The sequence below is a fragment of the Zhihengliuella sp. ISTPL4 genome, assembly GCF_002848265.1.
Classification (GTDB): Bacteria; Actinomycetota; Actinomycetes; order Actinomycetales; family Microbacteriaceae; genus Microbacterium.
On sequence record NZ_CP025422.1, the window covers coordinates 2,983,785 to 2,995,679 of the forward strand.

Consider the following 11,895-nt stretch of genomic DNA (forward strand, 5'->3'; position numbering starts at 1 on the left):
GGATCAACCCTTCTCCGCGGCGTACTTCTCGGTCCAGAATGCGTCCCACGAGGCGAGGAGGTCCTTCGTGGTCATGTTGCCGAGCAGCACGCTCTGCACGTCCTGGTCGGACTTCTGGATCCACTCGGTCCACCAGCTCACCCCGCGCGGCTGACGCACGTTGACGTAGGTCTCCGGGTCCTCGGTCATGGTGACGTAGCTGGTCCAGGGGCCGGTGGAGTAGAACTCGTCGTCCGCGGCGGCCGCGATGATCGGGACGAGGCTGTTCGCCTGTGCGAACTCGGTGGCGGGCTCGGCGGACGACAGGAACTCGACGAGCTTCACCGCCGCCTCCTTGTGCTCGCTGTTCTCCGCGACACCCCAGCCGGCGACGGCGAGGGGCTGAGCAGCCTTGCCGGTCGGGCCGACGAGCAGCGGAGCGGTGTCCCACTGGTCCTCGGTCAGCGAGGAGTCCTGCACCGTCGCGATGACCTCCGGGTCCTGCAGGAGGAAGGCCGTGGTGCCGTTGGTGAACCCGGCGACCATCTCGGGGTAGCCCCAGGAGACGGCCGAGGGCGGCGAGGCCTCGGTGAACAGGTCGAAGTAGTCGTCGACGGCCTCCTGCGCCTCGGGAGCCGCGAAGATCGTCGAGCCGTCCTCCATGAGGAATGCGTCCTCCGTGTCGAGCCCGTCGATCGTGTAGGCCTCGATCGCGGCGACGACGTTGCTGTTCGCGTTCTGGCCGCCGCGGAAGGCGTAGCCGTAGATGTTGTTCGACGGGTCCTGGATCGCCGACGCCTGCTCCAGCAGGTCCTTCCAGCTGTGCGGCGGGCCGTCGAAGCCGGCCTGCTCGACGAGGTCGGTGCGGTAGAACAGCGACAGGCCGTAGAAGCCGTAGGGGACGAAATAGCTCTTGCCGTCCTCCGCGACCGAGGCCGACTGCGCGTTCTCGGTCAGGGCGTCCCAGCCGTCCCACTTCTTCAGATCGGCGCCGAGGTCGTAGAGCCAGCCGTTGTTCGCGAACGGCCCGACGGTGATGTCGCGCACCTCGAGCACGTCGACGCCCTTGCCGGACTGCAGCATCTGCTGGATCTTCTGGTCGGCCTGCTCGGTGGGGGGGGAGACGAGGTTGACGGTGATGTCGGGGTTGTCCTTCTCGAACTCGTCGAGCAGTCCGCGGAGCAGCTCGGTGCGCGCCGGGTTCGTCAGGCTCTCGACCATCTGGAGGGTGACGCTGCCGTCGCCGCCGGACGAGCCGGAGCCTCCGGAGCAGCCGGTGAGTGCGAGGACGGCGACGGTGCCGACTCCGGCTGCGGTCGTCAAGATCTTGTTCTTCACGATGTGCCTCTCGGTGGGGATGGGTGGGTGTTCGGGTGGTTCGTGCGGGAGGTGGTGCGGGTCAGGGGAGGATGAGGGCGTCGGCGGGGCGGATGCCGGCGCGGCGCAGGATCGCGGGGACGCAGCGCTCGACGAACGCCTCGATGTCGGAGGCCTCCGTGTACAGATGCGCGGAGAGGCGGAAGTAGCCGACGCCGCGGAAGCTCGTGAATGCGGTCTCCACGCCGACCTCGTCGAGGAGGTCCATGCGCAGCGCGTCGGCCTCCTCGCGGGTGGCACCGAGGCCGAGTGGCAGCCGGATGAGCCGCATGGACGGCACCGGCGAGGGGAGCGCGGTCAGCGGGTCCTCGTCGCTGAAGGGGCGCAGGGCTTCGGCGATGAGCTCAGCACCCGCGTCGGCGCGCGCGGTCATGGCGTCGCGGGCGGACGCCCATCCGAACTCCGCCTCGATGAACTCGATCGCGGTGGGGGTGGCGAGGTAGGTCGTCGCGTCGATCGTGCCCTGGGTGTCGAAGCGCTCGGGATACGGCTCGCGCGCGGCCCAGGAGTCGATCAGCGGCCAGAGCTCGTCGCGGTCGGGGGCGGTGGTGACGAGGAGGGCGGAGCCGCGCGGGGCGCAGGGCCACTTGTGCAGATTGCCGAACCACCAGTCGCCGCCGGCGACGGCCGCCGCGTCCGGGATGAGGCCGGGGGCGTGGGCGCCGTCGACCAGGGTGCGCACGCCGCGCTCGGCCGCGAGGTCGGCGATGCGGCGGGTGGGCAGCAGGCGGGCCGTGGGCGAGGTGATCTGGTCGACGACGAGCAGCCGCGTGCGCCGGGTGAGGGCGTCGGCGAACAGCTGCACGATCTCGTCGTCATCGGCGAGCAAAGGCAGGGTGACCGTGCGGACGGCGGCGCCGAACCGGCGGGCGAGGCGCTCGGCCCCCATGGTGATGGCGCCGTAGCCCTGGTCGGTGACGAGGATCTCGTCTCCGCTCTCGAGCTGGAGGGCGTTGTAGACGACGGTGGCTGCGGCGGAGGCGTTGGGCACGAACACGCTGTCCTCCGCGCGGGCGCCGACGAACGGGGCGGTCCGCTGCCTCGCCTCCTGCACTCGCTCCGCGATCCGAGGGAACCACTCGACGGGGCTCAGGTCGGCGCGGCGGCGCAGAGCGTCCTGGTGGGCGACCACCACCGACGGCACCGCCCCGAAGGACCCATGGTTGAGGTGGATCACGGTCGGGTCGAGAGGCCAGGCATCGCGCGCTCGCAGGCCGGAGTTCAGCGTGAGCGGAGCGGGGAACTGCGGAGCGGGCATCGGACCTCATCGGTGAGTGGGGGCGAGTTGTTGCACAACTTTGCCACACGCCTTCGGTTTTGGCTACGAAACCGCGAAGATGAAACATAGTTGTCATACGAGTTTGCGGCGCCCGGGGCGTCCGACAGACTTCACGAGGGGTGGGGGAGTGGCAGAGAGGATCACGATGAGCGCACTCGACACGGCGCTGCACGGCCTGCGGGCTCTCATCGCCGACGGCGCTCTGCGCCCCGGCGACCGGCTGCCGAGCGAGGGGGAGCTCTGCGAACGGCTGGGCGTCTCCCGGGGGTCGCTGCGTGAGGCGATCCGCACCCTCGCCGCGCTCGGCGTGCTGGAGACGCGGCACGGTTCCGGGAGCTACGTGAGCGAGCTCCGCGCGGCCGACCTCATCGGCAGTCTCTCGCTCACGGTCGGGCTGCTGCCGATGGCCGGGGTGCTGGAACTGACCGAGCTCCGACGGGTGCTCGAGCCCCATGCGGCGGCGCTCGCCGCGGCCCGGATCGACGAGGACACGGTGGCCGCGCTCGACGAGGTGCTCACGGAGATCGAGTCGACGACGGACTTCGAGGCGCAGTCCCGCCTCGACCACGAGTTCCACATGGCCATCTCGTCGGTCGCGGGCAACGAGGCCCTGACGAGCCTCATCGACGTGCTGCGCTCCCGCTCCCGGGCCTACCGGATCTCCGACCCGGAGGACGCCGCGGAGCTCAAGATCCACTCCGACGCCGGCCACCGCGCCATCCTCCGCGGCCTCGCCGCTGCGGATCCGGTCGCCGCGTCCGCGGCGGCGTCCGCCCACGTCGCCTACACCGAGTACTGGGTGCGGCGGTACTCCGGCCTCTGACCGCTGGTTTCCCGCCCGAGCCACCCCCTTTCGTGCGCCCCGGCCCTCTTCGGACGTCCGAAAGGGGGTGGGCGGCACCGAAAGGGGTGGGTCGGCGAACCGCTACCCGAGCGTGATGTCGACCTGGATCTCCGACGCGAGGCGCTCCAGGTCGGCGCGCAGGGCGTCGAGGTCGACCGTCGGCGGGACCTTCGCGATCACCGACGCCTCGAAGAGCCTTCCGCCGGCCATCGCAGCCTCGCGGGTCTCGGTCGTGAGCTCCTCGATGCTCAGGGCGTGCGCGTTCAGCACCGCCGAGACCTCGCGCACGATGCCGGGGCGGTCGTTGCCGAGCACCTGCATCACGAGCAGCTGCTCCTCGTCCTCCGACGGCCCCGGCGTGCCGGTGAGCACCGACAGTGTGAGCAGCCCCTGGCCCTGGATCGCCCGGAGGGCGGTCTCGAGCTCCCCGGTGCGCTCCGTCGGCACGGACACCTCGATGACACCGGCGAACGTGCCGGCGAGCTCGGCGAGGGAGCTGTTCTCCCAGTTGCCGCCGTGGGCGTCGACGACATCGGCGACGGCGGCCACGAGGCCCGGACGGTCGGCACCCGCGACAGTGAGGATGAGTGTGGTCATGGGGTCAGCGTAACCCGCGGATCACTCGGCCCAGACCCCGGTCTCCAGGAACCGCTCCAACCGCGCACGGTGCGGCGCGAGATCCCACCCCTGGTGCGCAACCCACTCGTCCGAGTAGTACGTGCCGGCGTACCGCACACCGCTGTCGCAGATCAGGGTCACGACGCTGCCGGTCTCGCCCGCGGCACGCATCCGGGCGATGAGCTGGAATGCGCCGTAGAGGTTCGTGCCGGTGGAGCCGCCCGCCCAGTGCAGGGTGCGCTCGCGGAGGAGGCGGATCGCGGCGATGGAGCCCGCGTCAGGGACCTGGATCATCTCGTCGATCACGGACGGCACGAACGAGGCCTCCACCCGTGGCCGCCCGATGCCCTCGATGCGGCTCGGGCGTCCGGCCGGCGGGTCGACCGTGCCCGCCCAGCCGTCGTAGAAGGCCGAGCCCTCGGGATCGACGACGGCGATCCGGGTGTCATGGCGACGGTACTTCACATAGCGGCCGAACGTGGCGCTGGTGCCGCCGGTGCCGGCGCCCGTGACGATCCAGCGGGGGATCGGATGCCGCTCCTGGGCGAGCTGGCTGAACACGCTCTCAGCGATGTTGTTGTTGCCGCGCCAGTCGGTCGCGCGCTCGGCGAAGGTGAACTGGTCGAGGTAGTGCCCGGTGCAGTCCGCCGCCAGGCGCTGCGCCTCGGACGACATGTCCTCCGGACGGTCGACGAAGTGGCAGGTTCCGCCGTAGAACTCGATGAGGTCGATCTTCTCCTGCACCGTCGACCGAGGCACGACCGTGATGAACTTCAGCCCCAGCATGCGGGCGAAGTAGGCCTCCGACACCGCGGTCGACCCGCTCGAGGACTCCACGAGGGTCGTGTCCTCACGGATGCGCCCGTTGACGAGCCCGTAGAGGAGGAGGGAGCGCGCGAGGCGGTGCTTGAGCGAGCCGGTCGGGTGCACCGACTCGTCCTTGAGGTAGAGGTCGATGCCCCACTCCAGCGGCAGCGGGAACAGGTGCAGGTGTGTGTCGGCGCTGCGGTTGGCATCGGCTTCCAGCAGGGCGATCGCGGTGCTGGTCCAGTCGCTCATGCCTCGAGCGTACCGGGGCTGCTGTCAGCCCACCGTGCCCGCGGGGGAGGCGCCGCCCGATCCGTCCACGTGCATCAACGACGCCTGGGACTGCTCCTGCTGGAGCTGGAATTCGAAGCGCGAGCGGTCGCCGCGGTGGTACGCGATGAAGTACTCGATCGGCAGCCCGTCCTCACTGCGGCTGATGCTGCGCAGGCGCAGGAGGGCGGAGCCGGCGCTCACACCGAGGTGCTGAGCCTGCTCGTGCGTGGCGACCGTCGCCTCGGCCGAGCGGACGCCGTGCGTGGCGATGATGCCGTGGTCGGCGAGCAGCCGGTACAGCGACGCCTCGGTGAGGTCGGCGCCGAGCGTCACCGCCCCCACCGCCTCCGGCATCCACGTGGTGGAGAGCGACCAGGGCTCGCCGTCGACGTGCCGCAGCCGCTCGAGCACGATCACCGGCGATCCGACCGGAACCTCCAGGGCGAGGGCGACCTCCTCGTCGGCGACGGTCTGCTCGTGCCGGAGGACGTCGCTGTGCACGTGGCCGCCGCGCCGCTCGACGTCGTCGTACAGCCCGACCAGCGTGTGCACGAGACTCTCGCTGGTGCGCGGACGGGAGACGAAGGTGCCCTTGCCCTTCACGCGCTCGACGAGTCCCTCGTGCTCGAGCTGGGCGAGCGCCTGGCGCACGACCGTGCGGGAGATGCCGTAGCGCTCGCACAGCCGGTGCTCGCCGGGAAGAGGATCGCCCGGCTGCAGACCGTCGCGGGCGATGCCGTCGATGATCAGCTGCCGGAGCTGGTCGTACATGGGAGCCGCGCTGTGGCGGTCGATCGCGTCCTCGATGAGAGACATCAGTACGCCACCCCCGCGTGCAGGATCACGTTCGCGTACGGGGTGAACTCCCCCGAGCGCACGAAGGCGCGGGCGGCGTGCGTGCGCTCCTTGAACTCGACGTGCGGGACGAGCTCGATCTCGAAGCCTGCGTCGGCGAAGCGCTCGCGCAGGGCATCGAGCACCTCCGGGCTCTTCTCGGCGACCTCGGCCGACACCGTCGCCCCCTCGACCACGAGCTCCGCGAGCACCGTGTCGAGCACGTCGAGGAACGCGGGAGCGCCGGGACGGTAGGCGAGGTCGATGCGCTCGGAGCCCGGCGGGATCGGCAGCCCGGCGTCCGTCACGACGATCAGATCGGTGTGCCCGGTCTCGCTGATGACGCGGGAGAGCGCGGGGTTGATCGTGGTCGAGGTCTTGCGCATCGTGTGCTCCTGGTTCAGTTCGCGACGGGGGCCGCGGTGCGCGCGGCGAGGAAGGCCTCGACGTCGGCGCGGTGGGGGAGGCTCGGTGAGGCCCCCTGCTCCGTGACGGTGAGGGCGCCCGCGGCGGTCGCCAGCCGCACCGCATCGGTGAGGGCCGCTCCGCTCGCGAGCGCGGCACCGAGGTAGCCGGCGTAGGCGTCGCCCGCGGCGGTGGTGTCGACGGCCTCCACGGGGAACGGCGGGACGACGGTGGCGCCCTCGGCGGTGACGACGCAGGACCCCTGCCCGGCCAGGGTGATGACGGCGGCGCCGACGCCCTGCTCCAGGAACCAGTGCCCGGCGCGCTCGGCGGACGCGGCATCTGTCACCTCGATGCCGCTGATGAGCGATGCCTCGGTCTCGTTCGGGGTGACGATGTCGATGCTCCGCCAGATCTCCGGTGCCAGCTCCGCAGCCGGTGCCGGATCGAGGATCACGGTCATCCCGTGCTCGCGGCCGCGGGCCGTGATGTGGGCGGTCAGCGCGGACGGGGTCTCGAGCTGGGTGAGCAGCACCGAGGTCGTGGGGGCCAGAGCCGCGAGGGCCTCGTCGATCTGTCCCGTGCTCAGGGCGGCGTTCGCGAGCGGCACCATCACGATGTCGTTCTGCGCGGAGGCGTCGACGCGGATGTGCGCGATGCCGGTCGGGCCCGGCACGGTGCGCAGGTGCGCGAGGTCGACGCCGGCGGCGGTGAGCCCGTCCACCACGAGATCGTGGAACAGGTCGTCGCCGACGCAGCCGACGAAGCTCGTGCGGGCGCCGGAGCGTCCCGCCGCGACGGCCTGGTTCGCGCCCTTGCCGCCGAGCATCAGCGTGAACTCGTCGCCGAGGATGGTCTCGCCGCGGGCGGGGAGCCGCTGGGAGAAGGTCGTGACGTCGGCCGTCACGCTGCCGACGATGACGACGCCGGAGCGGTCGCCGGGGTGTTCGGGTGTCATCTCGCTCCTGATCCTCCTCGACAGCGCGGGACTCCCGGTCTTTGACAAGGTTCGGGAGCTGTCATTACATTAGCCGAAGCCCCACCTGTAACGACAGGTTGCCCGCGAGGAGACCCCGATGACCGCGATCGCGCCCCGCCTGTACGTCGACAGCGCTGACACCGACCGTGTCGCGCGGCTGCTCTCCGCAGGGGTCGTGCACGGCGTCACGACGAACCCCACGATCCTCGAGCGTGGCGGGCGGACGGCCGCGGAGATGCCCGACCTCTACGCCCGCTGGGTCGAGGAGGGCGCTCGGGAGGTGTTCTTCCAGACGTGGGGTGGTGACACCGCCTCCTTCCTCCGGAACGCGGAGGGCATCCGCGCGCTCGGCGAACGCGTTGCGGTCAAGGTGCCCGCGACCGCAGCGGGTTTCGCGGCGGCTTCCGCCCTCGTCCGGGACGGCGCCACGGTCCTCGTCACCGCGGTCTACTCCGTCGCGCAGGCGCTCGCGTGCGCCTCGATCGGCGCCCAGTACATCGCGCCCTATCTGGGGCGTATGCGCGACGCGGGCATGGACGGCGACGCGCTCATCGCCCGGATGCAGGAGATGTGCGCGGGCAGCGCCGCCAACGTCCTCGCCGCCTCCCTGCGCTCCGCCGACGACATCACCGGGCTGCGCGCAGCCGGAGTCCCCTACTTCACCGCCGCGCCCGACGTGCTCGACCAGCTGCTGTTCCACGAGGTGAGCGACAGCTCGGCGGCGGAGTTCGACGCCGCGATGCAGCGGCTCGGGGCCTGACGGCTCAGGCCGAAGCGGCCTGCCGCAGCCACCGCTCGACACCCGCGATGTGGGCCGTGGCGAGGGAGGTCGCCAGCGCCGAGTCGCGCTGGGCGATGGCATCGGCGATGGCGCGGTGCTCCGACAGCGTGCGCTCCGCGGCGCCGCCCTCCGTGAGTCCCCGCCAGACGCGCGCCCGGACCGTCTGGCTGCTGAGGTGCTCGATGAGGCTCGCGAGGTAGGCGTTGCCCGCCATGCCAACGATCTCGCGATGGAAGCGGATGTCGTGATCGACGAGCTCCTCGATCCCGACGGAGGCGTCGACGGCCTCGACCTCCTCCTGCAGGGTCGCGATCGCCTCGTCCGTGCCGAGGGTGGCCGCGAGACCGGTGGCCTGCGATTCGAGCATCCGGCGGACGGCGAACATCTCCAGCATCGAGTCGTCGTCGTGCATGTCGACGACGAACGCGATCGCCTCCAGCAGCAGGTGCGGCTCCAGGCTCGTCACGTAGGTGCCGTCCCCGCGGCGCACGTCCAGCACGCGGATGACCTCCAGCGCCTTGACCGCTTCGCGCATCGAGTTGCGGGAGAGGCCGAGGCGCTCGGAGAGCTCCTTCTCCGGGGGCAGGCGATCGCCGGGGGCCAGTTCGCCCGACACGATCATCGCCTTGATCTTCTCGATCGCCTCGTCCGTGACTGCCATGGCGCTCATCCTCGCACAACATCCGATGTCTGCGGCAGGATGGGGGCATGCGCATCCTCGACTCGCACCTGCACCTGTGGGATCCGGAAGCCCTCGGGTACACGTGGCTCGAAGGGCCGCTCGCGAGGCGCTTCGGAGCCGACGAGCTCGAGCGTGCGCGGGTGGAGCAGGCCACGGACGAGCGGGCCGTGTTCGTGCAGGCCGAGACCGCTGAGGACGACTTCCTCGCCGAGGTCCGGTGGGTGGCCGGGCAGGCGGAACGCCTCGGGGTGGTCGGCATCGTCGCCGGCGCTCGGCTCGACCGCGGCACCGACACCACGGTGCACCTGGAGAGCCTCACCGCGGAGCCCTTGGTCGTCGGGGTGCGCCATCTGCTGCAGGGGGAGCCGGACGGCGTGATGCTCTCGTCCGCCTTCATCTCCGGAGCCCGCGAGGTCGCGGCGCACGGGTGGACCTTCGACGCGTGCGTGCGTGCCGCGCAGCTCCCCGACCTCGCGCGACTGTCGGGCGCGATCCCCGAGCTGCGGATCGTGCTCGATCACCTGGGGAAGCCGGAGGTCGGGACGGCTTCTGCCCCGCTCCCGCCTTCCGTGGAGTGGGAGCGCGACCTCGCCGAGCTCGCGCGACACCCCGAGGTGTTCTGCAAGGTGTCCGGACTGCCGGCGGAGGCCGGAGGGGACTGGAGCCTCGCGCAGCTCGAGCCCTTCCTCGACACCGCGGCCGACGTCTTCGGTCCCGAGCGCCTGATGTGGGGGAGCGACTGGCCCGTGTCGGCGGTCGGCTCCGTGGAGCCGGACGACCCACGCGCGTCCGCCGACGGCGCGCCCGCGTACCAGCCGTCCGCCCGCAGCCGCTGGGCCGACGCGGTGGCGACGTGGGCCGCCTCCCGCGGCATCGATCACGACGCCCTCTTCCACGCCACCGCCACCTCCTTCTACTCCCTCTAGTCCCGCCCTCCCCCTCCGGCTCCCCGCGCGGGTGCAGGATGCCACCTCCGGGGACTTACGCGGGCCCGTATTCGATCCCGGGTCGCGTGCGCGCCGTACCGCTTACGGTCGTACCGGAAGCCGCTCACGGTCGTAACCGGGGAGCGCCTTGGGGCGCGGGATGAGAAACGGTCCGCGGCAGCGCGATGGGGGAGCGTTTCTGATCCTGCCGGCGGCGTGAGGAGGCGTGCGGGATGAGAAAGGGGCGTGCGGGGCGGGGCGGAGGGGCGGAATTGATCCCGGCTGGGCCTGGGGGACGGGGGACGGGCAGGACGGGACGGGGACGGCCCGGGGTCTCGCGGGGAGACACCGGGCCGTCGGGCCGTCGGAAGATCGGGTCACTCGGGGCGGAGGCGGAGTTGCGCCATCCCCCCGTCGACCTCGATGAAGGTGCCCGTGGTGGAACCCGCGGCGGGGCTCACGAGGTAGGCGACGGCGGCGGCGACCTCGTCGGGGCTCACCAGGCGCCCGTGGGGCTGTCGTGCCTCCAACGCGGCCCGCTCGGCGGCGGGGTCAGTCGCGGAATCGAGCAGTCGTCCGACCCAGGGCGTGTCGGCGGTGCCGGGGTTGACCGCATTGACACGGATACCCTCGCGCAGGTGGTCGGCGGCCATCGCGCGGGTCAGAGCCGACACGGCGCCCTTCGACGCGGAGTACAGCGCCCGCTGCGGGAGCCCGGTCGTGGAGGCGATCGACGCCGTGTTGCACACCGCGGCGGCGGGGGACTTCCGCAGCCAGGGCAGCGCTGCCGAGGTCACCCGTGCGATGCCGGTGACGTTGATGGAGAGGACGCGGGCCCACTCGTCGTCGTCGTTCGCGGCGATGTCACCCTGTGCGCCGATGCCGGCGTTGTTGACGACGATGTCGATGCGGCCGAAGCGCTCGGCGACGGCGGTGACGGCGGCGTCCACGCTCGCGCGGTCGGAGACGTCGGCGGTGAACGCGGCGAACCGCTCGTCGGCGTGGGTGGTGTCACGATCGAGGACCGCGACGATGACGCCGTCCTCGTGCAGACGGTCGGCGATCGCCGCGCCGATGCCGGAGGCGCCACCGGTGACGATGGCCACGAGGCCATCCGTGCCGGCGTCGGGTCCCTGAGCCTGTCGAAGGGTCACTTCTCTGCCTCCCATGCGATGAAGTCCTGGCGCTGACGGCCGAGGCCGTCGATCTCGATCTCGACCACGTCGCCCGCCGCCAGGTAGGGGTACTTGCCGGACAGGGCCACGCCCTGCGGGGTGCCCGTGAGGATCAGGTCACCGGGCTCGAGCGTCACGTACTGCGACAGGTGGTGCACGATCTGCTCGACCGTGAAGATCATGTCGCTCGTGTTCGAGTCCTGTCGCGGCTCGCCGTTCACGAAGCTGCGGAGGCCGAGCGACTGATGGTCCACCTCGTCGGGCGTGACCAGCCACGGACCCGTGGGGTTGAAGCCGAAGGCGATCTTGCCTTTCGACCACTGCCCGCCGGAGACCGCCATCTGGAAGTCCCGCTCCGACACGTCGTTCGCGGCGACGAAGCCGGCGACGTGCGCCATCGACTCCTCCGGGGAGTCGAGGTACGCGGTGCGGGTGCCGATGACGATGCCGAGCTCGACCTCCCAGTCGGTCTTCTCGCTCCCGCGTGGGATCGTCACGGTGTCGTTCGGGCCGACGACCGTGTTGGGGGTCTTGAGGAAGATGATGGGGATGGTCGGCGGCTCCGACCCCGACTCCGCGGCATGGGCGGCGTAGTTCATCCCGATGCAGATCACCGCGCTCGGGCGGGCGATCGGGGCGCCGATGCGCATCGTCGCGGCGTCCGGCAGCTCGGAGAGCTCCCCGGCGTCGCGGGCGGCGGCGACGCGGGCGACGAAGTCTCCCGCAAGGAAGTCGCCGTTGACATCGGATGTCACCGGGCGGAGGTCGAGGTAGCGGTCACCCTCCAGGAGGACGGGGATCTCCGCCCCCGGGGTGCCGAGCCGCGCGAACTTCATGATTCTCCTGATCGTTCGGGAGGCCGCTGCTCAGCGGCCGGTCTCGTTGACAGTATAGACATCGGATGTTTACACTCCAAGAGATCCGCGCGGAAGAATG

General features: G+C 71.2%; 13 protein-coding genes. 3 read left to right on the top strand and 10 right to left on the bottom strand.

The annotated features are described in order from the left end of the window. Positions 1–3: 3 nt before the first annotated feature. Positions 4–1,317 carry an ABC transporter substrate-binding protein gene (locus CYL12_RS14205; RefSeq protein WP_101848159.1) on the bottom strand — a complete coding sequence of 438 codons (1,314 nt, stop codon included), beginning with the start codon at positions 1,315–1,317 and terminating at the stop codon, positions 4–6. A gap of 61 nt (positions 1,318–1,378) precedes the next feature. Further along, on the bottom strand, positions 1,379–2,614 hold the full coding sequence (locus tag CYL12_RS14210) for an aminotransferase class V-fold PLP-dependent enzyme (RefSeq protein ID WP_101848160.1): 1,236 nt from the start codon (positions 2,612–2,614) through the stop codon (positions 1,379–1,381). A gap of 166 nt (positions 2,615–2,780) precedes the next feature. Here CYL12_RS14210 and CYL12_RS14215 point away from each other — a divergent pair, with 166 nt between their 5' ends. Then, positions 2,781–3,458: a FadR/GntR family transcriptional regulator gene (locus CYL12_RS14215; RefSeq protein ID WP_085605550.1), complete on the top strand. Its 678-nt coding sequence runs from the start codon at positions 2,781–2,783 to the stop codon at positions 3,456–3,458. Positions 3,459–3,560: 102 nt separating this feature from the next. On the opposite strand, the gene CYL12_RS14220 is transcribed toward CYL12_RS14215, so the two are convergent. From CYL12_RS14220 to CYL12_RS14240, 5 genes are read right to left on the bottom strand one after another with little or no spacing between them, the layout of a single operon-like run. Next, positions 3,561–4,076 carry a glycine cleavage system transcriptional repressor gene (locus tag CYL12_RS14220; RefSeq protein ID WP_101848161.1) on the bottom strand — a complete coding sequence of 172 codons (516 nt, stop codon included), beginning with the start codon at positions 4,074–4,076 and terminating at the stop codon, positions 3,561–3,563. Positions 4,077–4,097: 21 nt separating this feature from the next. Further along, positions 4,098–5,156, bottom strand: coding sequence for a PLP-dependent cysteine synthase family protein (locus CYL12_RS14225; protein ID WP_101848162.1), 1,059 nt, complete (start codon positions 5,154–5,156; stop codon positions 4,098–4,100). Between the two features lie 24 nt (positions 5,157–5,180). Further along, positions 5,181–5,993 carry a GntR family transcriptional regulator gene (locus CYL12_RS14230; protein ID WP_025105364.1) on the bottom strand — a complete coding sequence of 271 codons (813 nt, stop codon included), beginning with the start codon at positions 5,991–5,993 and terminating at the stop codon, positions 5,181–5,183. After that, positions 5,993–6,397, bottom strand: coding sequence for a D-ribose pyranase (gene rbsD / locus CYL12_RS14235; RefSeq protein WP_025105365.1), 405 nt, complete (start codon positions 6,395–6,397; stop codon positions 5,993–5,995). Before rbsD ends, CYL12_RS14230 begins: the two co-directional genes overlap by 1 nt. 14 nt (positions 6,398–6,411) lie before the next feature. Further along, entirely contained in the window at positions 6,412–7,374 is a 963-nt protein-coding gene (locus CYL12_RS14240) for a ribokinase (RefSeq protein ID WP_101848163.1), read from the bottom strand. Positions 7,375–7,492: 118 nt separating this feature from the next. On the opposite strand from CYL12_RS14240, the gene CYL12_RS14245 reads away from it, so the two are divergent. After that, complete coding sequence (locus CYL12_RS14245) at positions 7,493–8,155, top strand: transaldolase family protein (RefSeq protein WP_101848164.1); 663 nt, start codon at positions 7,493–7,495, stop codon at positions 8,153–8,155. Positions 8,156–8,159: 4 nt separating this feature from the next. Here CYL12_RS14245 and CYL12_RS14250 read toward each other — a convergent pair whose 3' ends face one another. Then, on the bottom strand, positions 8,160–8,837 hold the full coding sequence (locus CYL12_RS14250; protein ID WP_101848165.1) for a FadR/GntR family transcriptional regulator: 678 nt from the start codon (positions 8,835–8,837) through the stop codon (positions 8,160–8,162). 47 nt (positions 8,838–8,884) lie between these two features. Here CYL12_RS14250 and CYL12_RS14255 point away from each other — a divergent pair, with 47 nt between their 5' ends. Continuing rightward, positions 8,885–9,784, top strand: a complete 900-nt coding sequence (locus CYL12_RS14255) for an amidohydrolase family protein (protein WP_101848166.1) — start codon at positions 8,885–8,887, stop codon at positions 9,782–9,784. A gap of 377 nt (positions 9,785–10,161) precedes the next feature. On the opposite strand, the gene CYL12_RS14260 is transcribed toward CYL12_RS14255, so the two are convergent. Both CYL12_RS14260 and CYL12_RS14265 read right to left on the bottom strand, forming a co-directional pair. Beyond that, positions 10,162–10,938 carry an SDR family NAD(P)-dependent oxidoreductase gene (locus tag CYL12_RS14260; protein ID WP_233486760.1) on the bottom strand — a complete coding sequence of 259 codons (777 nt, stop codon included), beginning with the start codon at positions 10,936–10,938 and terminating at the stop codon, positions 10,162–10,164. Beyond that, positions 10,935–11,795: a fumarylacetoacetate hydrolase family protein gene (locus CYL12_RS14265; RefSeq protein ID WP_101848168.1), complete on the bottom strand. Its 861-nt coding sequence runs from the start codon at positions 11,793–11,795 to the stop codon at positions 10,935–10,937. Before CYL12_RS14265 ends, CYL12_RS14260 begins: the two co-directional genes overlap by 4 nt. Between the last annotated feature and the right edge of the window lie 100 nt (positions 11,796–11,895).

Bases quoted from the DNA above. Each gene is read 5' to 3' on its own strand.
- CYL12_RS14245 (WP_101848164.1), top strand. From the start codon at position 7,493: ATGACCGCGATCGCGCCCCGCCTGTACGTCGACAGCGCTGACACCGAC.
- CYL12_RS14265 (WP_101848168.1), bottom strand. From the start codon at position 11,795: ATGAAGTTCGCGCGGCTCGGCACCCCGGGGGCGGAGATCCCCGTCCTC.
- CYL12_RS14215 (WP_085605550.1), top strand. From the start codon at position 2,781: ATGAGCGCACTCGACACGGCGCTGCACGGCCTGCGGGCTCTCATCGCC.
- CYL12_RS14220 (WP_101848161.1), bottom strand. From the start codon at position 4,076: ATGACCACACTCATCCTCACTGTCGCGGGTGCCGACCGTCCGGGCCTC.
- CYL12_RS14225 (WP_101848162.1), bottom strand. From the start codon at position 5,156: ATGAGCGACTGGACCAGCACCGCGATCGCCCTGCTGGAAGCCGATGCC.
- CYL12_RS14250 (WP_101848165.1), bottom strand. From the start codon at position 8,837: ATGGCAGTCACGGACGAGGCGATCGAGAAGATCAAGGCGATGATCGTG.
- rbsD (WP_025105365.1), bottom strand. From the start codon at position 6,397: ATGCGCAAGACCTCGACCACGATCAACCCCGCGCTCTCCCGCGTCATC.
- CYL12_RS14255 (WP_101848166.1), top strand. From the start codon at position 8,885: ATGCGCATCCTCGACTCGCACCTGCACCTGTGGGATCCGGAAGCCCTC.
- CYL12_RS14210 (WP_101848160.1), bottom strand. From the start codon at position 2,614: ATGCCCGCTCCGCAGTTCCCCGCTCCGCTCACGCTGAACTCCGGCCTG.
- CYL12_RS14240 (WP_101848163.1), bottom strand. From the start codon at position 7,374: ATGACACCCGAACACCCCGGCGACCGCTCCGGCGTCGTCATCGTCGGC.
- CYL12_RS14230 (WP_025105364.1), bottom strand. From the start codon at position 5,993: ATGTCTCTCATCGAGGACGCGATCGACCGCCACAGCGCGGCTCCCATG.